This is a genomic window from Bradyrhizobium diazoefficiens (assembly GCF_016612535.1).
GTDB lineage: Bacteria > Pseudomonadota > Alphaproteobacteria > Rhizobiales > Xanthobacteraceae > Bradyrhizobium > Bradyrhizobium diazoefficiens_C.
On record NZ_JAENXS010000003.1, the window covers coordinates 415349 to 437202 of the forward strand.

Below are 21854 nucleotides of genomic sequence, written 5' to 3' on the forward strand. Positions count from 1 at the left end.
CTAACCCACCGGCATGCGGGTTTCGATGATCCGCGCGAACATGCTGGCGCCGATCGGCAGGATCTTGTCGTCGAGCACAAAGCCGGGATTGTGCACGGGCACCGAGCCGTCATGGCCGATCCAGAAATAGGCGCCCGGAATTGTTTCCAGCATGTCGGCGAAATCCTCGCTGCCCATCTTCGGCTGGGTGCGGGTGATCACGTTGGCCGGGTCGACGATGGTGTGTGCGACGTCCTCGACCACCTTGGACTGCTCGACCTGGTTGACCAGCACGTTGAAGGTGTCGCGGATGTCGACGTCGATCTCGCAACTGTAGGCGCTCGCGATGCCGGCGCAGATCGTGCGGATGCGTTGGCTGATCAGGGCACGGACTTCCTTCGAGAAGGTGCGGATGGTGCCGCAAAGATGCGCTTCGCCGGGAATGACGTTGTAGGCGGAACCGGCGTGAATCTGCGTGATCGAGACCACCGCAGCCTGGAGCGGCTCGACGTTGCGACTGACGACCGTCTGGATCGCCTGCGCCAGCGTGGTCGCGATGATCACCGCGTCCTTGGAGCGTTCGGGCATCGCGCCATGGGCGCCATAGCCGGTGATGCGGAGGTCGAAGAAATCGGCGCTGGCCATGGCCGGGCCCGGCAGGATCGCGATCTCGCCGTGGTTGAGGTCGGGTGCGTTGTGCAGGCCGTAGAGCTCGTCGCAGGGGAATTTCTCGAACAGCCCGTCCTTGATCATCGCACGCGCGCCGCCGAGGCCTTCCTCGGCCGGCTGGAAGATCAGGTGCACGGTGCCGTCGAAATTTTTGGTCTCGGCGAGATAGCGCGCGGTGCCGAGCAGCATGGTGGTGTGGCCATCATGGCCGCAGCCATGGAAGCGGCCAGGGATTTTCGAACTCCATTTCAGATTGGTGTTCTCCTCCATCGGCAGCGCGTCCATGTCGGCACGCAGGCCGATGCGCTTGCCGCTCGAGCCCTTGCCCTTGATGACGCCGATCACGCCGGTGCCGCCGAGGCCGCGATGCACCTCGATGCCCCAGCCCTTCAGCTTGTCGGCGACGATGCCGGAGGTGCGGACCTCCTCGAAGCCGATCTCGGGATGGGCGTGGATATCGCGGCGGATGGCGGTGAGTTCGTCGGCGTAGCCGTCGATGCGTTCGATGGTGGGCATGTGTCCTGTCCGGTTAGCGTGAAGGGGGCGTGAAAACGGGACCGTTCGGCTTGATGCGGATTCCCGGACGCAGGCGCGTCCAAGGCAGTGACGCGGTGTCGGCCGGCATCGCGCCGGGCGCGGCGCAGATCATCAGCTTTTCGGCAATGGGCTCGAAATCGGCGCGGAAATGCACCGAGCTCTTGTTGACCAGAATCTTTTCTGCCGTCGGCTCGATGCCGACATAGCGATACATCGCCTGGTCGGCGAGCTGGGCCTTGTGCGAGGAGACGACGATTCGGACGTCGCCGATGCGCAAGGCCGCGGAGGGGCCCATCTCCATCTCGCGGCCGCCATAATAGGGGCCGGGCGCGATGAAGCGGCCGTCGGAGAGCTTTTCGACGATGAAGGTCTCGGTGCAGGGCTCGTCGCCGGGAATGCCGGACTTGCCACCGAGCGAGAGCGTGACGGTGGCGCCAACGCCGGCCGCATGCGCGGCCCTGGCCGACTCGGGATCGTAGATCGCGCCGGTCGCGGCACTGGCCTTGTTGCGCACCAGCGCGCGCAGCATGCCCGTGGTGTCGGAATCGCCGCCGGCGCCGGGATTGTCCTGGGTGTCGGCGATGATGATCGGCTTGCTCGCGTTCTTCGAGAGTTCCATGGCGTGGCGCACGCCGTCATCGGGCGACCAAATCTTGCCGTCGAAATCGTCCTCGTGACTTTCGATCAATTTCACGATCGCATCCGCGGCGCGGTCGGCATCGGCTTGCGTCTTGCCGTAGGCGAACACGCTCGGCCCGCAATCGTAAAAATCGGCGGCAGGGAAGCCCGGCGCGAATGAGAGGGTCGGAACCGCATCGCTTTCCAGCGCAGCGAGATTTTCGTAGATGCCCTTGGTGGGGTAGTCGTTGGTGCATTGCCAGCTGATCGCGATCAGGAACGGCAATTGGCGGAACGACTTCGCGAAGCGCTGCTTCGTCTTCAGAAGCAGGGCGAGGTGGCGCGCGGAGGCGCGGCCGGTGTCGGCCATGTCGACATGCGGATAGGTGCGGTAAGCGATCAGCGCGTCCGCATGTTCGATCATCTCGGGCGTGACGTTGGCGTGCAGGTCGAGGCTCGCGACCAGCGGCACGTCCTTGCCGATGACGCGGCGCACGCGCGCCAAAATCTCGCCTTCGCCGTCATCGAGATGCTCGGTGACCATCGCGCCATGCAGGTCAAGATAGACCGCGTCAATGGGGCCTGCGGCCGCGATGCCGTCGACCATCACCTTCACGATGCGCTCGAAGGCGTCCTTGGTGACATGCGCCGAAGGGCTCGCGCCGCAGGCGATCGTCGGAACGAGTTCCCAGCCGTTCGCTTCAGCGCTGTCGGCGAAACCAGCGAGGCCGACATTGATGCGCCGCATCACCTTCAATACATCGGCGCCTTGCGTCATCGCCGGCCAGCCGCCGCCGTGCTGGAAGTCCGCAAAGGTCGCCTTCGTCGGAGCGAAGGTGTTGGTCTCGTGCAGGAAGCCGCCGACGGCGATGCGTGTCATCAATTCAAGTCCAGGCAATCAAAGGTGCGGGACGTTAGCCTTGGGTCGGCGGCGAGAGCAAGGTGGGAAGCACTCGCGCCATGCATAGGGTCAGATCGTTTTGGGAATGCTGCGGATGCGCTTTGTGTTGTGAACGGCTCCGCCAAACACACTCTCGGTGTCGTCCCGGCGAAGGCCGGGACCCATACCCCCAGGGAGAAGTTTGGCGAAGACTAGAAGTTCGGAACTAGCGCCACGCGCGATCGAGAAATTCCGCGGTATGGGTCCCGGCCTTCGCCGGGACGACACTGGAGAGTGTTGCTACAGAGTGGCCGCCACGCTTTCCGACACCGGCCGGAAGTTCGCAAAGTCCCAGCCACGGCCCGGCGCCGCCTCGAGCAAGGCCCTGGTGTAGGCCTCCTGCGGATGCGTTAGCACCTCGGCGGCCGGGCCCTGTTCGACGACGCGGCCGTGCTGCATCACCACGACCTCGTCGCAGATCTGGGCTGCGACACGCAGATCGTGGGTGATGAACAGGATGGCGATGCCGAGCCGCTTCTGGATCTCGTCGAGCAGGTCCAGCACCTGCGCCTGCACGGAGACGTCGAGCGCCGAGACCGCTTCGTCCGCGACCAGCACGTCCGGATCGAGCGCGAGCGCGCGGGCAATCGCAATGCGCTGGCGCTGGCCGCCGGAGAACTGATGCGGATAGCGCGACACCGCGTCGGCCGGCAGGCCGACGAGCTCGAGCAGCTCGCGTGCGCGCTTCATCGCATCCGCATGCACGACGCCGTAATTGATCGGGCCTTCCGCGATGCTCTCGCCGACGGTGACGCGCGGGTTGAGCGAGCGGTAGGGATCCTGGAACACGATCTGGATCTTCTGCCGGTGCGGTTGCAGCAGGCGCCGCGAAATGTCGGAGATTTCGCGGCCGGCGAGGCGGACGCCGCCGGAGGTCGGATCGATCAGGCGGACGATGCAGCGTGCCACCGTCGACTTCCCCGAACCACTTTCACCGACGATGCCGAGGGTGCGGCCCTTGCGCAGCGTCAGCGTGACCTTGTCGGCGGCAACGACCTCACGGCCTTTGCCGAAGAACGCACGCTCCTTGTAGACCTTGCTGAGGTCGTTGGCTTCCAGCACCACCGGTTCCTTGCTGTCCTCGCGTGGAGCGCGCGGCACCAGGCTCGGCACCGCAGAGAGCAGGTTGCGGGTGTACTCCATGGTCGGATTGCGCAGGATCGAATCCAGCGTGCCGGTTTCGACCAGCCGGCCCTGTCGCATCACGGCGACGCGATCGGCGATCTCGGCAACCACGCCCATGTCATGGGTGATGAACAGGACAGCCGTGCCGTGATCGCGCTGGAGGTCGCGGATCAGAGTTAGAATCTGCTTCTGCGTGGTGACGTCGAGCGCAGTGGTCGGCTCGTCGGCAATGAGAAGCTTCGGCTCAAGCACAAGTGCCATCGCGATCATGATGCGCTGGCGTTGGCCGCCGGAGAGGCGGTGCGGATAGGAAGCGAAGATGCGCTCGACCTGGGGCAGGCGGACCTGCTCCATCATGTCGAGGATGCGCTTCTTGCGCGCCCTGGCGTCGAGGTTGGTGTGGGCCCGCAGGACTTCGTCGATCTGGCGGCCGACGTGGACCACCGGATTGAGCGCGGTCATCGGCTCCTGGAAGATCATCGCCATCTGCGTCGCGCGCAACTGGCGCAGGCGGCGATCGGTGGCGGTGAGGATCTCCTCGCCGACGAGTTTGACGCTGCCACCGGTCGGAACCAGCGTGCCCTTCGGCAGCAGGCCCATGGTGGTGAGCGAGGTCACCGACTTGCCCGAGCCGCTTTCGCCCACGAGGCACAGCGTCTCGCCCTGGTGGACTTGGATCGAGATGCCGTCGAGGATCTTCGGCCCGCCCGGCTTCCTGCCGACGGAGACGACGAGGCTGTTGATGTCGAGAACTGGGTTGGACATCGCTTGATTGGCCATTACTTGCCCTCCCGCTGCTTCATGCGGGGATCGAGTGCGTCACGGGCGGCGTCGCCGATCAGGTTGATGCTGAGAATGGCGATCGAGAGCAGCAGGCCCGGCCAGAAGATCAGCGTCGGCTTGAGCTGAAAATACTGGCGGCCCTCGGCCATGATGTTGCCCCAGGTCGGCGTTTCCGGGGAGATGCCGGCGCCGAGGAAGGACAGGATCGCCTCGGTGAGGATCGCCGACGCGCAGACATAGGTGCCCTGGACGATCAGCGGTGCGATCGTGTTCGGCATCAAATGCCGCCACATGATCTTCGGCAGCGAGGAGCCGACCGAGATCGCGGCTTCCACATAGGGCTCTTCGCGCGCCGACAGCACGACAGAGCGCACCAGGCGAGCGACGCGCGGGATTTCGGGGATGGTGATCGCGATCAGCACGGTCCAGATGCTCGCGCCGGACAGCGACACCACGGCGATCGCCAGCAGAATGCTCGGCATCGCCATCAGTCCGTCCATGATGCGCATCATCACGGCATCGACCAGCTTGAAGAAGCCGGAGACGAGGCCGATTGCGAGGCCAATGACGATCGACAGGATCGCCGAGCCGATGCCGATCAGAAGCGAGATACGACCGCCATAGATGACGCGCGACAGCAGGTCGCGGCCATAGGCGTCAGTGCCGAGCAGGAATTGCGCCGAGGAGGGCTTAAGCCGCAGCGAGGGCGCGAGCTGGATCGGATCATGCGGCGCGATCAGCGGCGCAAGGATCGAGATCAGCACGATCAATGCGAGCAACACCGTTGCCGTGGCGATGATCGGTGTCGAGGTGAGGAATCCGAAGCGCGGCCGCAACGGCGACGTGATCGGAATGGACGACTGGGGAAGGGTATCGACCGACATTTTTGTTGTTATCCTTGCCTCAGTATCTGATCCTGGGATCAAGAAGTGTGTAGGCGACGTCGATCAGAAGATTGACGACGACGTAGATCAGCGACGTCAGCAGGATCATCGCCTGGATCACCGGATAGTCGCGCGCCAGCACCGCGTCCACCGTGAGGCGGCCGATGCCGGGGATGTTGAACACGCTCTCGGTGACGACGACGCCGGAGATCAAAAGCGCGAAGCCGGTGCCGATCACGGTGATCACTGGCACGGCGGCGTTGCGCAGCGCGTGCCGCATCATGACCGCGACCTCGTTGATGCCCTTCGCGCGGGCGGTGCGGACATAATCCTCGCCAAGCACGTCGAGCATCGCCGCGCGCGTCATGCGCGCGATCAGGGCGATGTAGATGAAGGAGAGCGCACAGGTTGGCAGGATGATGCGTTCGAAGAACGGCCCGAAGCCGCTCGAGATGCTCTTGAAGCCCTGCACCGGCACCCAGCGCAAGTCGATCGCAAACACCTGGATCAGGACATAGCCGATCACGAACACCGGCACCGAGAATCCGAGCACGGACAGGCCCATCACGAAGCGGTCGATCCACGTGCCGTGCTTCCAGGCCGCGATCACGCCGAGCGGCACCGCAACGACGACGGCGAGGATGATGGTCGACAGCGCGATCGAGATCGACGGCTCAACACGCTGGCCGATCATCTTCACGACCGGCAGATTGGAGATCAGCGACGTTCCGAGATCGCCGTGCAGCAGCTTGTTCACCCAGGTGATGAACTGCACGATCAGCGGCTCGTTGAGACCGAGTGAGGTGCGGATACGTTCGAGCCGCTCGGGTGTGGCGTTGTCGCCGGCGAGAATTGCAGCCGGATCGCCCGGCGTCAGCCGCAGCAGCAGGAACACGAACAGCGCGACGACGCCCATCACGGGCACCGCGGCCAGAATTCGACGTAAGAGATATCCGAGCACGTTGGATCCGTCAGATTAGAGTCAAATCGGCGAGATGCCGTTGGCACCTTGCCATCAGCCTAACATTTCAGCAATTCCTGTGCCATCGGGGGCGTCATACCACACATGGCGCCATGTCCGGCTTTCGATGGCGGCTTCCTCGCAGGGCGGGCAAAGCGAAGCGTACCCACCCTTTGCGACCATGCTTCCGCTGGAATGGTGGGCACGGCGCGCGAAAAAGCGCTCCTTTGCCGATGCTGGGCTGCAGTATCACTCCAGCGTCGCCAACAGGCCCGCCATCAGCCGGCCGCGTTCGACCAGACTTTCGATCTCGATATACTCCTCCAGCGTGTGGCCGTTGCCGCCGCGCACGCCGAGGCCGTCGAGCGTCGGGATGCCCATCGCGCCGGTGAAGTTGCCGTCGGAGCCGCCGCCGGAGCTCGCATGCGGCAGCTTTGCGCCGAGCTGTTCGGCGATGCCGCGCGCCTTTTCATAGAGCGCCATCGTGCCCGCATCCGGCTCCCACACCGGCCGCGTGACGCCGCGCGTGACCTTGAAACCCACGTCATTGGCGGTGCCCGACAGCGCCAGCATCCGCTCGACGCCGCGGTCGAGATCGGCCTGGCGCTTGGCCATGGACAGCGCTTCGCCAGTGGCGGTCGTTGCAACGCAATTGACCCATTGGCCGCCATGCACGACGCCGACCGAAAAGGTGCAATCCTCCGTCGTCATGGCGTCGATGGCCAGAATCTGCCGCGCCATCTCGCGGATCGCCGACCGTCCCGCCGACAATGTCGCGCCGGCGTGGCTCGGGCGCCCGGTCGCTTCAAGATTGAAACGCGCGATGGCGTAACGTCCGGTGGTGACGCCGTTGTCGGCGCGGCCGGGCTCGGGCACCAGCACGTATTTGTTGCGCGCGGCTTCCGCCTCGATGATGTCGCGCGTCGAGGGCGTGCCGACTTCCTCGTCCGGTGTGAACAGGATGGTGATCGGCAGCGGCGTGGTGAAGGAGGCGCGCGCCAGCTGCCGGATCGCTTCCAGCGAGAGATAGTTGCCGCCCTTCATGTCATAGATGCCGGGGCCGTAACATCTGTTGCCTTCGCGGCGCCATTTCAGCTTCTCGATGGTGCCGACCGGGTGGACGGTATCCATGTGCCCGGCGATCAGGATACCGGGCTCGCCCTGCTTCGGATGCGGGAAGCGCGCCCGGATGACGCCGCCAAAGCCCTGCCGGCCGGCGATGCGCTCGATGGTCGCACCCATGATCGCCATATCCCGCGCCGCGATATCAAGCATGCGGTTGACCGCATTCGCGTCCCAGGTCGGGCTTTCGCATTCCACCCAGTTGCGCAGGCCTTCGAGCATGGCCTCGGAATCGAAGGGAAGATTGGCTGGATTCATCTTAATGTCTCTCAAGCTTCGAAAGATGGAATGCGCATTGCATCAGCGCGGGCAGGACAAGCGATGAGAGTTGTAGAGCCAAACCGATCTTTGTGGAGCCCGTGCGTGCGATGCCATGGGCTGCACCGAAACCGGATTGACGCGCTCAACACTGTCTGCAAGTCTCGAAAAGATAAAGGCATGCATGAGGTTAGTTCGCCTAAAGAACGAACCGAATGCTTAACCAATAACCTGCCTTTGAACAGTTTCACGTCAGGAGAAACTTTCTATGTTCCAGTTGATGCGCCGGGGGCGTCGCGCGTTCGCCTCCAAACTTGCGCTGTCGGTCGTCGCGCTTTCGACCGCGCTGGCCTCGCCAGTGCTCGCTGCCGGCAAGACCATCACCGCGGTGATGCATTCGGATCTGCGTATCATCGATCCGATCTTCACCACCGCCTACATCACGCGCGATCATGGTTATATGATCTATGACACGCTGATCGCGACGGATGCGAACTTCAAGATCCAGCCGCAGATGGCGGACTGGAAGATCTCCGACGACAAGCTCACCTACACCTTTACGCTGCGCGACGGCCTGAAATGGCATGACGGTGCGCCGGTGACGGCGGAAGACTGCGTCGCCTCGCTGAAGCGATGGGCTGCGGTTGACGGCATGGGCCAGCAGTTGATGCAGTTCACCGCAAGCATCGAAGCGACCGATCCCAAGACCATCACGCTGAAGCTCAAGGAGCCCTACAGCCTGGTATTGGAATCGATCGGCAAGCCGTCCTCGCGCGTCGCCTTCATGATGCCGAAGCGCCTCGCCGAGACGCCGCCGGACAAGCCGATTCCCGAGCAGATCGGTTCCGGCCCCTTCAAGTTCGTGCAGGGCGAATTCCAGCCCGGCGTGAAGGCGGTCTATGTCAAGAACACCGACTATGTGCCGCGCAAGGAGCCGGCGAGCTGGACCGCAGGCGGCAAGGTCGTGAAGGTCGACCGCGTCGAATGGGTGACCATGCCGGACTCGCAGACCGCGGTGAACGCCCTTCAGTCGGGTGACATCGATTTCCTGGAGAACCCGTCGTTCGATCTCGTGCCGGTCCTTGAGGGGAATCCGGACCTCAAGGTCGAAGTGCTGAACAAGTTCGGCTTCCAGACGCTCGGACGCATGAACTTCCTCTATCCGCCCTTTGACAACGTCAAGATTCGGCGCGCGGCATTGCTGGCGATGAAGCAGAAGGATGTTCTCGACGCGCTGATCGGCAATCCGAAGTACTACAAGATCTGCGGCGCCTTCTTCATCTGCGACACGCCGTTCGCAACCGACGTCGGCTCGGAATCGCTGGTCAAGGGCAACGGCATGGCGGAAGCCAAGAAGCTGCTCGCGGAATCCGGTTATGATGGTACGCCCGTCGTGATCATGGCGCCGGGTGACGTGACGACGCTGAAGGCCCAGCCTGTCGTCGCTGCGCAGGCGCTCCGTGAAGCAGGCTTCAAGGTCGACCTCCAGGCCACCGACTGGCAGACCGTCGTGAGCCGTCGCGCCAGCCAGAAGCCTCCCAAGGAAGGTGGCTGGAACATGTTCTTCACCAACTGGGTCAGCGCCGACGTATCCAACCCGATCTCCAACCTCTCGATCGGCGGCCAGGGCAAGAAGGGCGGCTGGTTCGGCTGGGCGGAGGACGCCAAGATCGAGAAGCTCAAGGACGACTTCGTCCGCGCCCCCTCGCTCGACGATCAGAAGAAGATCGCGACCGAGATCCAGAAGGAAGCCTATGATCAGGTGATCTACATCCCGCTCGGCCAGTATCAAGCGCCGAGCGCCTGGCGGAAGTCGCTCAACGGCGTGCTCGACGGCCCGGCGACCCCGGTGTTCTGGAACATCGACAAGTCGGAGTAGGGCAAGGGGCGCATCCCGCGCCTTGGTCCCGATCATCACGCGGCGCCGCTGTCATCAGTGGCGCCGTTGTCTTTTCGCCGTCACTGTTTCGGTGAGAGCCGGGGAGCCTTTAACCCTTCCAAAATCCAATCATTGCTATTTGTTTCCGATCTGAAATAGATGGTTCGTCTTCGAACATCACTTTCCTCTCCTCGATTTGAATCCCTCGATTTGATTCCCTTGCCGATCGATTTTGCGCTTCAGGCGATGGCCGAACGTTCCGATCGCGCGCCGGCGCGCTGGCGGCGGCCGTTGCTGCGCTGGCTCGACGGCGTGGAGGCGGGCTGGGGCGTACCGCTTCTCATTGCGTGCTTCGTTGCGATCTGGACGCTCTATCTCGTCATCGCCTATGCCGGAGGCGGCCTGCATCCGGATACGTTCGAGGCCTGGACGCTGGGACGGAATTTCGCCTGGGGTTATCACAAGCATCCGCCGCTGATGGGTTGGGTCGCCGCTAGCTGGACCTTCGTCTTCCCGCTCAGCGACTGGTCGCTGCAGTTGATGGCGATGGTGAATGCGGGGCTCGCGCTTTTCTTCGTCGATCTGGTCGCGCGGCAATTCGTGACCGGGCACAAGCGCATCCTGGTGCTGCTGCTCCTGATGCTGACGCCGGCCTATCAATTTCACGCCCAGCGCTTCAACGCCAACGCCGTACTGCTCGCAACCTGGCCACTCGCCACGTGGTGTTTCCTGCGCGCATTCGAGACCCGCAGCGTGTTCTGGGCGGTCGCAGTTGGATGCACCACGGCCCTCGCCATGGTTGGAAAATATTATTCGATCTTCCTGGTCGCGAGCTTTGCGCTTGCCGCGCTGGCGCATCCGGCGCGGCGCGCCTATTTCACCTCCGCTTCGCCGTGGATATCGGCCGTCACCGGGTTTGCCGTGCTGTCGCCGCACATCTACTGGCTCGTCACCACGGGCGCATCGACCTTCACCTACGCGCTGAGCCACGCCAACGGCGATGCCGTGAGCTCGCTCAGTGACGCGAAGAATTTCGCGCTGGGCCTCATCGCGGCCATCAGCGTTGCGGCCGTCACCTGGGTGTTCATTGCGGGCCGGCGCCTCAAACAGTTTCCGGCCGACTTCGCCGCGATGAGCCCGGGCCTTCGGCTTCTCTTCCATGTCGCCATCGGCACGATCGCGCTGCCGGTCCTGACATCGCTCGCGATGGGAACGGACCTGCCGTCGCTATGGGCCTTGCAGGGGTTGTTCCTGTTCGTCGTGCTCGTCGTCTGCGGCGCCCGCTATCCGGTCGAACGCTTCTACACCGTCAACGCCACGGTCGTCGTCGCCGGCGTTGCGCTGGTCGCCGTGCTGGTCGCAGCACCAATCCACGCCATCTACCGCAACATCCACGGCTATGAAGAGGGACGGAATTTCTACGCGCAAGCCGCGGGCGAGCTCACCCGGCAATGGCGCGAGCTGACCGGCGAGCCGCTCGGCGCCGTCAGTGGCGACGATTCGCTCGCTTTCGCCACGGCCTTCTACAGCCCGGATCATCCGCATTATGCGCGGCCGTTCGAGCACCAATATGATTGGGGGCGGCCGCGCAACACAACGCTCGACCGCGGGTGGGCCGCACTCTGTTTCCGAGGACAGGACTATTGCGGCCGATGGATGCAGTTGGTGTCTGCGCAGGCCGGAACCTTTGTCAGGCGGGAATTCACCGTGCAGGCTTCGCTCTGGGGGCGGCCCGGCCTGACGCGGGACATTGTCGTGCTGATGGTGCCGCCACGTGCGGACCGCGCGCCGCCCGAGAGCGCCGCGCAGGATTTCAGCGCCAGCAAGCGTAGTCCGGAATAGCGTTCGTCTTTCAGCAGTGGCTGTCGCGCACGCGTTCAAGTCCTTCGAACGCGAACGGCGGGGTGAATGCGGCCTGCTTGGCGCTCGGCTGCGAACGCTCCGTCGGTTGCTGATCCGACTCGTGACGATCTTCGCTGCGTTCCGGTTCCATTGAGCGCCTTTCGAATTGCTGCAATACAACATCGAGGCCGCCGGTCAGTTCCTCACGCGATGGGGTGATGATGCGGCTTGAACAGCCGTCCCTTCTCCACCACCAGCACGATCGCCAAAGCTGAGAGCGTCGACAGGAAGAACCCGATCGAGAACGGCAGCAGCGTGCCGTCAAAGCTCTGCCCGATAGCCATGCCGACAACGATGCCGATCAGGGTCGTGATCGAGCCATAGAGGGAGGAGGCCGTGCCGGCGATGTGGCCCTGCGGCTCCATCGCGAGCGCGGTGAAGTTCGCGACCATCATGCCGAACGAGAACATCATCAGGGCGGAAAGCACCATGAACAGGGCAAGCGGCAGCGCGCCGAGACTTTCCGTCAGCAGCATCACGCCGGCGACCACGGTGTAGAGCGTCAAGGCGCCGTGCGAGATCACGCGCATGCCGAGGGTGCCGACAAATCTGGCGTTGAGGAAGCCGGCGATGGCGGTGCCGGCTGCGATCGCAGCGAAGGCGAGCGGGAAGTAATGGCCGAGGTGATAGATGCCGGTGAAGACCTGCTGCGCGGAGAACACGTAAGCGAACAGCGCGCCCATGACGCTGCCGGCGGCGACCGCGTAGCCGATGGTCTGGCGGTTGGTCACGGTCTGGCGGAAGGCTGACAGCAAATCGGCGGGGGCAAGCGACCTGCGCTCCGACTGAGGCAGCGTCTCTGGCAACCGCCAGACGCTCCACGCCAGTGCGAGCAGGCCGTAGAGCATCAGCACGACGAAGATGCCGCGCCATTGTGAGACGAGCAGCACCGCCTGTCCGAACGACGGCGCAATCACGGGCACGGCGATGAACACCATCATCGCCAGCGACATCACGCTCGCCATGCGGCGGCCGACATAACAGTCGCGCACGATCGAGGTCGCGATCACGCGCGTCGCCGACGTGCCGAGCCCCTGGAGCGCACGTGCGAGCAGCAGGGTCTCGAACGAGGGGGCTGCGACCGCGAGCACGCTCGCCACCGCGTAGACCGCCATGCCGCCGAGCAGCACCGGGCGGCGGCCGAAGCGGTCGGACAAGGGGCCCATGATGAACTGGCCCGCGCCGAAACCGATCAGGAAGGTCGACAGCACGAGCTGGAGATGGTTGGCGACGGGGATGTTGAAGGCTGCCCCGATATTGGGCAGCGCCGGCAGCATCATGTCCATCGCAAGCGGATTCAGCGCCATGATGGACGCGATCACGACAACGAATTCGGGAAAACCCATCGGACGGTGTCCCGAGGACACCCAATCGTCGGCATTGACGTCGGACAAGCAGCTCACCTCTGATTTCAGAGGCCGTTATCTAACGTCGATGTTGCATCGCACAACCCATGTTTCGGGATGGCTGTCAGGCGGGGCGAATGTCGATCGGAGGCAGCTTCGTCCAGATCGCGGCGGTGCTGGTCGGCTTCTGAATCATGCTGTGGGCGCAGCCAGCGTCGTCGGATCGTGTGGTGCGGGCAGCCGGGGTCGAACCGGCACAGCGCTTGCGCACCGAGGGATTTTAAGTCCCTTGCGTCTACCAATTCCGCCATGCCCGCTTGATCCAACGAGATCAAACACTTAAGTCCCGTCCAGCCGTCTGGAATTGGTGCGTATGGGTCGGACAGGGGGTTCTTCCTTAAGCGAGCCAGCGGCACAAGGCAAAGCCTCAATCCGGACATCTGGCCCTGCTTTAGGCATTCTCAATCCACGGGGACTATTTTTCGACCCATGCTTGCTTCGCTTTCCTCTTCCCTCCGCCTTGGTGGCGCGGTTGCCGCGCTGTTCGCGGCCGGTTTCGCACTGTCCGGCTGCGCCGGCATGAGCGAGACGATCGCTCCGGCCTTTGCTGATCCTGCCAAATACGAATTGTACGATTGCAAGCAGCTCGAGGGCGAGCGCAAGGCGCTCGCTACCCGCACCGCGGATTTGCAGAGGCTGATGGACAAGGCGGAGACCGGGACCGGCGGTGCCGTCGTGTCCGAGCTCGCCTATCGCAACGATTACGTCGCGGTCCGTGGCTCGGCGCAATTGGCCGACGACGCCTGGCGCCGCAACAAGTGCCGGGAAACGCCGCCCGATGCGGTGCCGTCGACCGCTGCTCCGCAGCGACCGAATATCAAGCCCGCTCCGAAACGCTAAGAGGCCGCGGCGGCGGCCTCCGTGTCAGGGACGCCAGCCGTAGATCCAGTCCTGCCGCGCCAGCATGCGGTCCGGCCCGAGCGTACGGATCGCGACATCTCGCGCGAGTGCGAATGGGCCGCCCAGATGATAGATGCGGCCCTGCTGCCGCGCCGTACGCTGCACCCGCCTGACACGGGCCTGGCGCGCCCGGCCATATTGCTCCAGCGCGGCCGCGACGCTGCCTGCGTCCTCGGCGGTCTCGAGGCTCAGATGCCGGGCCAGCACCGCCGCATCCTCGATCGCCATGCCGGCACCTTGGGCTGCGAACGGCAGCATCGCGTGCACGGCGTCGCCGAGCAGCGCGACCGGGCCCTTGCTCCAGGGGCAGCCATCGGCCACGCCGAACAGCGCCCATTTGCGCCAGCTGTCCACGGTTGCCAGCATCATGCGCGCCGTCGGCGGCCAGCGCGGCGCGGCGAAGGCGTCCATCACCTCGAAGGGATCGCCGGGCGTGCTCCAGCCCGGCCTGTTCCAGGTGCCCGGCAGCACCGCCACGACGTTGAGCTGGCGGCCGCCCGCGATCGGGTACGCGACCAGATGGGCATTCGGGCCCATCCAGAGCTGCACCCGTCGTGCGGTGTAGTCCTTCGGCAGTTGCGTGGCATCCAGCGTGCCGCGCCAGGCGATCAAGCCCGAGAAGCGCGGCTGCACCTCGGGAAACAGATGCTGGCGGACCGTCGACCAGATGCCATCGGCGCCGATCAGCACGCTGGCGAGATCGCTGCGGCGGATCGTGCCGCTGCGATGGACCACCGTCAGCCCCCTGGCGTGGGGCGCGACATCCTCGAATGTCGCACCGAGCTTCAAATCGATATCAGGATGGTCGGCGACCGCGCCGGCGAGCGCGGATTGCAGGTCGGCGCGATGCACCACCCAATAGGGGGCACCGGCGCGCGCTGAGGCCGCCTCGCCGAGCGGCATGCGCAACAATTCGCCGCCGGCGCGCGCGCTCATGATCGAGACCGCCTCGGGGACGACCGCGCGCAACTTCAGCCGCTCCGTCAGACCGAGCTCGACCAGCACACGGCTGGCATTGGGGGAGAGTTGCAGGCCGGCACCGACGTCCTCGAGCCGCTCGGCCTTTTCCAGCACGACGATGCGAAACCCGCGGGCGGCGAGCGCAAGCGCGGCCGTCAGTCCTCCGATTCCGGCGCCGGCAATGACGATCGTTCGGGGGAGAGCCACGCCTGACCGATGGAAGCGGTCAGGCCACCTTGTCCTTCAAGACGCATTCCGGCGGACGGGCTTCGCCCGCCTTCAGGTCGGCGGCGAAGCGGTACAGTGTCGAGCAGTACGGGCAGATGATCTCGTTGTCGTTGCCGAGGTCCAGGAACACGTGCGGATGATCGAACGGAGGATTGGCGCCGACGCACATGAACTCTTGCGAGCCGATCTCGATGACGGGGACACCGGCATCGTTATGGAAGTGCGGGACGACATGGTCGGACATTGTAGTTCATCCTGGAGTGGCAATGGCGGCAGACGCAATCAAATGGGTGCGGCATCCCGAAACGCCGCGGACCATACTGTCGGGTGCAGATGATTGCTAGTCTAGCGGAACCGAAAGGTTCGCAATGCCCCATGCTCATTTGCTCATGCAAATTCGACACAATCTTGCGGCCTGAGAGAAGCCCTTCTTTCGTCGGGGACGTTGTGTCGCAATTTTGGCATACTATGTCTGTGGGCGCGTGCAATTGCGGCAAACGACGAAGCATCTGCGCTAATCATCCTGTGGAAATGACGCTGCAAATGTCCAGGCATTCAGCATGAAGTGGCTGCGAATCAGCTCGGCGTTGACCGGGATCGCTGCATGCAGCCTTGTGCTCGCGCAGGTAGCGCCGCATGCCCGCGAGGCGGGCGCTGTTCTCGCCGCCCAGGACGATCCGGTGGCCCTGTCCGAGCTCAAGCTCGATGCGGCGCTCGCGCGTAACGACCGACTGGTTCAGGACAATATCGAGGCCGCGCTCGCCGCCGGCGACGCCGATCTCGCCGACAGTTTTGTCGCGCTCGCGCGTGACCGCAACATCGCGCTGCCCGACGATCTCTTGAGCCGGGTCAGCGATGCCGTCAAAACCGAAAACTCCACTTCGCATTTCGCCAAGCGGTTCGCGACCGGTCTCGTCACCGGCAACGCTGACGATTTCGCGAGCCTGTCCGGGACGGTGGCCGGCGATCTCTTCGTGATCGGCGATATCAGGGATGTCGTGCGCGAGGGCAAGCATCTCGCCATGGGCGAGGACACAGACCGCCTGATCCTCGGTCTCGCGACCGCGGGCCTCGCGGTGACGGCCGTGACCTATGTGTCGGCCGGCGGTGCGGCGCCGGTGCGGGCCGGGCTGACGCTGGTGAAGGACGCCCGCAAGGTCGGGCGGCTCGGCGAGGGTCTCGCCGCATGGGCCGGCCGGTCGGCGCGCGACGTGGTGGACACGCCGATGCTGCAGAACGCGGTGGCCTCCGGCTCGGTGCTGCGGCCGGGCGAGACCGTGAACGCGATCAAGGCCGCATTCCATGTCGAGAAGGCCGGCGCGCTGGTCCGGCTTGGCAAGGATGTTACGCGCGTCGCCGAGAAGACCGGCACGCGCGGCGCGATGGATACTTTGCGCATCGCCGAGGGCCCGAAGGACGTCGCGCGCGCGGCACGCCTTGCGGAAGCGCAGGGAAGCAAGACGCGCGCGATCATGAAGCTGTTCGGCCGCGGCGCGCTGCTGCTTCTGGGCGGCGCGTTCGATCTCGCGCTGTGGCTGTTCGGTGCGGCGCTGACCCTGTTCGGGCTGCTGTCCTCGATCAAGGCGACCACCGAGCGCCTCACCCAAGCCTGGTGCGATCGCAGACGCGCGCGGCGGCTGCGCCGGGCGCAGGCTGCGGCCGAAGCCGCTCTGGCAAACGCGGCCGCCACGGCCTAATATCGACCCATCCCCACAACATCGCGGAACTGATGATGCCGAGCTTCCACAACGGCGCCGTTGAAATTGCCTATCTCGACGAAGGCGAGGGCGATCCGATCATCCTGGTGCACGGCTTTGCCTCCAGCAAGAACGTGAACTGGGTCTATCCGACCTGGGTTTCGGAGCTGCGCAAGAACGGCCGCCGCGTCGTTGCGCTGGACAATCGCGGCCATGGCGACAGCGCAAAGCTCTACGAGCCCGCGCAATACTCGATCCCGACCATGGCCGGCGACGTGCTCGCGTTGATGGATCATCTCGCCATCCCACAGGCCGATATCATGGGCTATTCCATGGGCGGGCGGATGACGGCGTGGCTCGGCCTCAACGAGCCGCAACGCCTGCGCTCTGCGATCCTCGGCGGCATCGGCATCGGTGGCCTGATCGAGGGCACCGGCCCCGGTGAGAACGTCGCGAAAGCGCTGGAAGCGCCCTCGCTCGACGACGTCACCGATCCCGTCGGCCGCACCTTTCGGGCGTTCGCCGACCAGACCCGCTCCGACCACAAGGCGCTTGCCGCCTGCCTGCGCGGCACGCGCGACCTCATGGCGAAGGACGAGGCCGCGCGGATCGGCGTGCCCGTGCTGATTGCGGTCGGTAGCACCGACGACGTTGCGGGCTCGGCCAGCGCGCTCGGCGCGATCATTCCGGGCTCTGAAGTACTGGACATTCCGAACCGCGACCACATGCGTGCGGTCGGCGACAAGATCTACAAGACAGGCGTGCTCGACTTCCTGTCACGCCGCGCGTGAAAGCGGTGCTGTCCGGGCGATGAGGTTGCTGCCCAGCTATCCTAAAGTATCTTATCACATGGGGCTATACACTCTTTAATCCTCCACTCCTCCATGCGCAGACAACTGCAGTCCGCTAAGGGCGCAGATGAGACGTCAGCGTAAAGCGGGAGGGAATGTCGGCAATGGGCGAGAAGCGGATGTGCTGGCTCTGCGATGCTACTGACTTAGTTTAGTTTCTCATCGGACCGAGAAGGTCCCCAAGCATATGCCTCTTCGGGGCTGCCAAACGCTCGTATGATCGGTTCGGAGAAACCAAGCACCTCGTAGCAGTAGTCGCTTCCGACAAAGGAGAAGTGCCGCGGCTTCCGACCAACCGGATCGATCGCAGCGTAGGCTTTCAGCAATGCCGAGTTCTTAGCTTCTTTAATGTAGACTCCGCCGTCATAGCGGCCAGTTGTTTTGTCCCCGTGACCGGCGACCGAATAGATCATTTCTTCGATGCCCGAATAGATCTCGCAGGACATTTCGATGCCGTAAGCGCGAAGGCCGGGGTTCGGTGCCACTACGATGAGATAGAGAACGCCACGCCAAAGACCTTGATCGAAAACAAAAGGTGGGCGTTCGATGCGATCGATTATCGAAGGGTAGGGCCGCCATTTGATAGTGGGATCAGGAAACAAGAGGAGCCCTTTCGCTTTGGAAGTTTGCACCGTAGTTTACGTTCGATGTCAGTTAAATTGTTTGCAGAGATGGTACACTGCCCGTCCAAAGATCTGATGCGGTGTCCCATTCCGGTCAATCACGTCCGTTCGGCTTGGTCAGGCCGTGCCCGGTCTCCCCCTCATTGCCGACAACAAGGTACCGGGTCGAGATTGTCCCGATGGGCCAATAGCTCCGTTGCTGCTAGCGGCCTGCATCTGCGCGCATGATCGCAGTCGCCTCATCTTCAGTCAGTCTTGTTTGTATGAGCTGGTCGATCGACCACTGCTTTTTTTCAAGGAAGTATGTCACCAGCAGCCGGAAGCGCGGATAGCTGCCGTATCGGATCATCATCGGAATATCGACAGATCGATCACCGAGCGAGTCGCGCAACTGTTCAAACGACTCTCGGTTCTCAATGCCCACATAGTCTGCAAGTCCCTCGAAGACCCATTGCGGCATGCGATAGTTTGCAAGTCGACCAGCATGCTCCGTTTCAATGATATGAGTGAGTTCGTGAGCGCATAACCAGGCAGCCGTGCGCGGTGGTGTTCCCACATATTCCCAATGCACGACCCGGCCCGTATCAAAATTGATGCGGCTTAGGAAAGCAGGCCCTCCAAAGAGGGAGTACGTAATGCCCCAGGCTTCGGGCTGCGGCCAGAAGAACAGGTGGTGGCGCCAGTTCGAGTTGGTGATGTAAACGTGGTACCGGCTTGAATGAGCCTTGAGCGGCGACCGCTCCAGGAGCTCCTCGCAATCGCGCAAGAAACGTGCTCCACCGGCGGCAGGTATGGGCTGATCCGAGGAGACGACAATTTTTCCGGCACCGACTGAGTAGGCAAAGAGGGGATCCGGCCACATCAGAAGCGCACTAAACAAAAGTGCTCCGATGACCAGGGCTCCGCCAGCGCACAGCAGCGCTCGTTTGACGATACGAAGCACGGAAACTTCCCACATCCAGGGGGTGTCGACACGCTCTCATCAACCGCAGAGCGGAGAGCGCGTCACTATGACCTCATTCCGATTGTTTTCAACCCTGCGCCAACGACGGCTCTGGGTCACAAGCTGCCCTTGGCAGACAGTTTCACCTTAGTCGGTTCATCTAACGGAAGCAGGCGTTGCTGCCCCTCCGAGCGAAGGCCAGCAACGGCCACAAACCGACATGGCCTGCTGATCAGCAAAGAGTCGGTCGCTACGTCCGGGGCGGAACTGCTTTATTAGCCAATCTCACTGCATCGTCGTCGGCCTTTTTCACAAGTTCAGGCCATCGCGCTACTGAAATGCGACGAGCAAAATAAAGCGCAGCTGGGGCCGCCAAAAGGAACGCGAATAGCGCAGAACCACGCTCACTGATTCCTCGCGACATCATCTCAAAGGCGATGACTAGAAGCGTTGGCACAAAGATGCAGAGAGCAATCAGCAGGGTTCGTTCGCGGACCTGCATCTGCTCGGCGGACCAACTTCCTTTTATCGGGAGCGCATCGATCCACCAGAAGCCACGAATCCAGAATTCGTTGGTTGGCAGATGCACACGTCCGCCCAGCCGCTCCGCAGCCGCATCGTCGCCTCTCATCACCTCCCGCGGGAACAATGTGCTGGCGAGGCTGCGCAATCCGGGCAGGTTAAGTGGCCACGCAGCGATCAGCCATACAATCAGGCTGCGCTTGGAGCCAAGCTGCAGATAATCGTTCAAGAAGAGCCAAGCTGGAAGGCCGGTTACCATCGCAGCAAACGCCCAAGTCAGAAGGAAACGATGTACGGTGCGTCGTTCGATCGCGGACCATCGACCAGCTTGATCGACGCGGAGCCACCACCATCTTGTCCAGCCCTGTTGGCTGCTTTCGCTCACCTTCTCACCCCTTGCGCAGAGGCCCCGAATTTGGTTGCATATCGTCCCTCCGTCAACCTTTCGGATGCCAGATGCTCAATTTTCAATGAAGTCTGAAGTCCGCTAGGGTCACAAGCAGACGTGCAAGCGGGCCGCTTGAGGGTGCCTGGAGTCCCCCGCCAAGGCTGTTAGCGGACTCTAGCTCTTTTTCGACGCGGATAGGCTGTTATCGCCAAGTCGCGCTCGCTGCTCGGGCGAAACCAAGTGCGATGACGCATCATCCCAATCTCATCGCGCTTTGCTGGTGTCGCCGAACGCGCGGAACAGCGCCATCAGCACCACGAAGGTCGCGACCCACACCATCCGGGCGCCGTAACGGTCGTGCGGGCCGGAGATGACGGCGCAGATGAAGGCATTGCCGAGCAGCGCCAGTGTCACGGTCGCCGCCAGCAAGGTCAGATCGTCGAGCCGCCGGTTTGCGAGCGAATGCGCGAGCAACGCCACCAGCCCTAACATCGAGATCAGCGCGACGGGAACGTGCACCCGGTTGATGATGTCGAAGCTGAGCTCCCAGTGCTGCTGGCGCGCCGCGCGCATCGGCGCAACCTGCGACGGGATGTAACGCTCGATGATGCCGTAGGTGTGCGGAATCCAGACACTCGAGCCTTCGCCGGTCGCCACATGCACCAATTGCTCGCCCATCGCTCTCAAGGCGGCACCGGCCTGCCAGGCTGGATATTCGGCGAGCGAATGCACGACGATATAGCCCATCTCGTCGTTCAGGCCATCGAAGCGGCCGAGCGTGTTGAACATGCTGTTGCCCCACAGGAATTCGTCGGCGGTCGCCGGAAGCTCGTTGCGATAGGGACAGAGCTTGAACTTTTCGCGCGGGCAATGGTCGTTCAGGAATTGCGCAACGATGCCGTCCTGCATCATGCGGCCGAAGGCGACGCCATAGCCGCCGGGGGTCCAGGCCCATTTGCCCGACAGCGCATGGTTGGCCGAGATCAGCATCAGGGCGCCCGCGACGATCGTGAGGCTCGCCTGGGTCAATCCCGCGATCGGGAGACGACGTCCGAGGAACGGCCGCGCCATCCAGCCGACGGCGCAGAGCCCGAGCAGCACGCCGAGCGTGGCGCTGTGGGTCGCGGCGGCAAAGGCGGTGAAGACGAACAGCGAGACTTTTTCGAGCCCCGAGATGCGGCTGCCTCCGACGATCAGGAGAAACAGCGACAGCACCGACAGTCCCGCAAAGATGTCGGTGAGCAGCATGCTCGCGAGCCAGGGCAGCGCCGTCGACAGGATCAGGAGCAGGCTGATCGCGACGAAGCGGAACGTCTGCATCAGAGCGAGCACGCGCAGGGTGAGCTGCAACAGCCACAGCGTCGCCAGCGACTGGACCGCGAGATTGATCCAGAACCCGAAATTCTCGCCATAGTGCAGATAGAGGCCGAACACGGTCGAGCGGCTCGGCACGAGATAGCCTTCGTACCAGCGCGCGAGATAGCCGCCGGTATCCCATTGAAGCAGGGGATAGCCGTTCCAGAACGCCGGCGCGATCATGAGGAGGGGCAGAGCCACCGCCGCCAGCCGCAGCCAAAACAACCCGGCAGCGCGGGCGCGCAAAATATCGGTGGTGATGCTCAAATCCTGTCCCGTCCTCAATAGACCATGACCGCAATAACGCTCGGGACGAAATTCAC

General features: G+C 63.5%; 19 protein-coding genes and 1 tRNA gene. 5 read left to right on the forward strand and 15 right to left on the reverse strand.

Going from position 1 to position 21854, the window contains the following annotated elements; translation table 11 throughout:
* From JJE66_RS33135 to JJE66_RS33160, 6 genes are all read right to left on the reverse strand, one after another.
* Complete coding sequence (locus JJE66_RS33135) at positions 1-1164, reverse strand: M20 aminoacylase family protein (protein WP_200519960.1); 1164 nt, start codon at positions 1162-1164, stop codon at positions 1-3.
* Positions 1165-1177: 13 nt separating this feature from the next.
* The gene (locus JJE66_RS33140) at positions 1178-2683 is read right to left on the reverse strand and encodes a M81 family metallopeptidase (RefSeq protein WP_200519961.1); all 1506 of its coding nucleotides are present in this window, start codon (positions 2681-2683) and stop codon (positions 1178-1180) included.
* Between the two features lie 300 nt (positions 2684-2983).
* Positions 2984-4633, reverse strand: a complete 1650-nt coding sequence (locus tag JJE66_RS33145) for an ABC transporter ATP-binding protein (RefSeq protein ID WP_200520175.1) — start codon at positions 4631-4633, stop codon at positions 2984-2986.
* Between the two features lie 14 nt (positions 4634-4647).
* A complete protein-coding gene (locus JJE66_RS33150) occupies positions 4648-5535 on the reverse strand; it encodes an ABC transporter permease (protein ID WP_200519962.1) in 888 nt (295 codons plus the stop codon).
* A 19-nt stretch (positions 5536-5554) separates the two neighbouring features.
* On the reverse strand, positions 5555-6496 hold the full coding sequence (locus JJE66_RS33155; RefSeq protein ID WP_200519963.1) for an ABC transporter permease: 942 nt from the start codon (positions 6494-6496) through the stop codon (positions 5555-5557).
* Positions 6497-6745: 249 nt separating this feature from the next.
* Positions 6746-7876 (reverse strand): M20/M25/M40 family metallo-hydrolase, encoded by a 1131-nt coding sequence (locus JJE66_RS33160; protein ID WP_200519964.1) that lies wholly within the window; start codon positions 7874-7876, stop codon positions 6746-6748.
* A 268-nt stretch (positions 7877-8144) separates the two neighbouring features.
* Here JJE66_RS33160 and JJE66_RS33165 point away from each other — a divergent pair, with 268 nt between their 5' ends.
* Both JJE66_RS33165 and JJE66_RS33170 read left to right on the forward strand, forming a co-directional pair.
* The gene (locus tag JJE66_RS33165) at positions 8145-9755 is read left to right on the forward strand and encodes an ABC transporter substrate-binding protein (RefSeq protein WP_200519966.1); all 1611 of its coding nucleotides are present in this window, start codon (positions 8145-8147) and stop codon (positions 9753-9755) included.
* A 246-nt stretch (positions 9756-10001) separates the two neighbouring features.
* Positions 10002-11597: a glycosyltransferase family 39 protein gene (locus JJE66_RS33170; RefSeq protein WP_409362862.1), complete on the forward strand. Its 1596-nt coding sequence runs from the start codon at positions 10002-10004 to the stop codon at positions 11595-11597.
* 10 nt (positions 11598-11607) lie between these two features.
* On the opposite strand, the gene JJE66_RS33175 is transcribed toward JJE66_RS33170, so the two are convergent.
* From JJE66_RS33175 to JJE66_RS33185, 3 genes are all read right to left on the reverse strand, one after another.
* Positions 11608-11748 carry a hypothetical protein gene (locus JJE66_RS33175; RefSeq protein ID WP_200519970.1) on the reverse strand — a complete coding sequence of 47 codons (141 nt, stop codon included), beginning with the start codon at positions 11746-11748 and terminating at the stop codon, positions 11608-11610.
* Positions 11749-11800: 52 nt separating this feature from the next.
* A complete protein-coding gene (locus JJE66_RS33180) occupies positions 11801-13051 on the reverse strand; it encodes a multidrug effflux MFS transporter (protein ID WP_200519972.1) in 1251 nt (416 codons plus the stop codon).
* Between the two features lie 180 nt (positions 13052-13231).
* Positions 13232-13320: transfer RNA gene (locus JJE66_RS33185), tRNA-Leu, on the reverse strand.
* Between the two features lie 172 nt (positions 13321-13492).
* Between JJE66_RS33185 and JJE66_RS33190 the strand changes: the two genes are divergently transcribed.
* Positions 13493-13903, forward strand: coding sequence for a twin-arginine translocation pathway signal (locus tag JJE66_RS33190; RefSeq protein WP_200519974.1), 411 nt, complete (start codon positions 13493-13495; stop codon positions 13901-13903).
* A gap of 24 nt (positions 13904-13927) precedes the next feature.
* On the opposite strand, the gene JJE66_RS33195 is transcribed toward JJE66_RS33190, so the two are convergent.
* Positions 13928-15130 carry an FAD-dependent monooxygenase gene (locus tag JJE66_RS33195; RefSeq protein ID WP_200519982.1) on the reverse strand — a complete coding sequence of 401 codons (1203 nt, stop codon included), beginning with the start codon at positions 15128-15130 and terminating at the stop codon, positions 13928-13930.
* A 19-nt stretch (positions 15131-15149) separates the two neighbouring features.
* The gene (locus JJE66_RS33200; RefSeq protein ID WP_007602543.1) at positions 15150-15395 is read right to left on the reverse strand and encodes a zinc-finger domain-containing protein; all 246 of its coding nucleotides are present in this window, start codon (positions 15393-15395) and stop codon (positions 15150-15152) included.
* A gap of 316 nt (positions 15396-15711) precedes the next feature.
* Between JJE66_RS33200 and JJE66_RS33205 the strand changes: the two genes are divergently transcribed.
* Entirely contained in the window at positions 15712-16848 is a 1137-nt protein-coding gene (locus tag JJE66_RS33205; protein WP_200519984.1) for a hypothetical protein, read from the forward strand.
* A 35-nt stretch (positions 16849-16883) separates the two neighbouring features.
* Positions 16884-17639: an alpha/beta fold hydrolase gene (locus JJE66_RS33210; protein WP_200519986.1), complete on the forward strand. Its 756-nt coding sequence runs from the start codon at positions 16884-16886 to the stop codon at positions 17637-17639.
* Between the two features lie 206 nt (positions 17640-17845).
* Here the strand turns inward: JJE66_RS33210 and JJE66_RS33215 are convergent, their stop codons facing one another.
* The 4 genes from JJE66_RS33215 to JJE66_RS33230 form a co-directional block, all read right to left on the reverse strand.
* Positions 17846-18301: a hypothetical protein gene (locus tag JJE66_RS33215; RefSeq protein ID WP_200519988.1), complete on the reverse strand. Its 456-nt coding sequence runs from the start codon at positions 18299-18301 to the stop codon at positions 17846-17848.
* Positions 18302-18524: 223 nt separating this feature from the next.
* Positions 18525-19265, reverse strand: coding sequence for a hypothetical protein (locus JJE66_RS33220; protein ID WP_200519990.1), 741 nt, complete (start codon positions 19263-19265; stop codon positions 18525-18527).
* Positions 19266-19515: 250 nt separating this feature from the next.
* On the reverse strand, positions 19516-20172 hold the full coding sequence (locus tag JJE66_RS33225; protein ID WP_200519992.1) for a hypothetical protein: 657 nt from the start codon (positions 20170-20172) through the stop codon (positions 19516-19518).
* A gap of 267 nt (positions 20173-20439) precedes the next feature.
* Positions 20440-21798, reverse strand: a complete 1359-nt coding sequence (locus JJE66_RS33230) for a hypothetical protein (protein ID WP_200519994.1) — start codon at positions 21796-21798, stop codon at positions 20440-20442.
* Between the last annotated feature and the right edge of the window lie 56 nt (positions 21799-21854).

Excerpts from the sequence above, each read along its gene's own strand:
- JJE66_RS33170 (WP_409362862.1), top strand. The coding sequence starts at position 10,002 with ATGGCCGAACGTTCCGATCGCGCGCCGGCGCGCTGGCGGCGGCCGTTG.
- JJE66_RS33190 (WP_200519974.1), top strand. The coding sequence starts at position 13,493 with ATGCTTGCTTCGCTTTCCTCTTCCCTCCGCCTTGGTGGCGCGGTTGCC.
- JJE66_RS33145 (WP_200520175.1), bottom strand. The coding sequence starts at position 4,633 with ATGTCCAACCCAGTTCTCGACATCAACAGCCTCGTCGTCTCCGTCGGC.
- JJE66_RS33205 (WP_200519984.1), top strand. The coding sequence starts at position 15,712 with ATGAAGTGGCTGCGAATCAGCTCGGCGTTGACCGGGATCGCTGCATGC.
- JJE66_RS33200 (WP_007602543.1), bottom strand. The coding sequence starts at position 15,395 with ATGTCCGACCATGTCGTCCCGCACTTCCATAACGATGCCGGTGTCCCC.
- JJE66_RS33140 (WP_200519961.1), bottom strand. The coding sequence starts at position 2,683 with ATGACACGCATCGCCGTCGGCGGCTTCCTGCACGAGACCAACACCTTC.
- JJE66_RS33150 (WP_200519962.1), bottom strand. The coding sequence starts at position 5,535 with ATGTCGGTCGATACCCTTCCCCAGTCGTCCATTCCGATCACGTCGCCG.
- JJE66_RS33160 (WP_200519964.1), bottom strand. The coding sequence starts at position 7,876 with ATGAATCCAGCCAATCTTCCCTTCGATTCCGAGGCCATGCTCGAAGGC.
- JJE66_RS33165 (WP_200519966.1), top strand. The coding sequence starts at position 8,145 with ATGTTCCAGTTGATGCGCCGGGGGCGTCGCGCGTTCGCCTCCAAACTT.
- JJE66_RS33210 (WP_200519986.1), top strand. The coding sequence starts at position 16,884 with ATGCCGAGCTTCCACAACGGCGCCGTTGAAATTGCCTATCTCGACGAA.
- JJE66_RS33135 (WP_200519960.1), bottom strand. The coding sequence starts at position 1,164 with ATGCCCACCATCGAACGCATCGACGGCTACGCCGACGAACTCACCGCC.
- JJE66_RS33175 (WP_200519970.1), bottom strand. The coding sequence starts at position 11,748 with ATGGAACCGGAACGCAGCGAAGATCGTCACGAGTCGGATCAGCAACCG.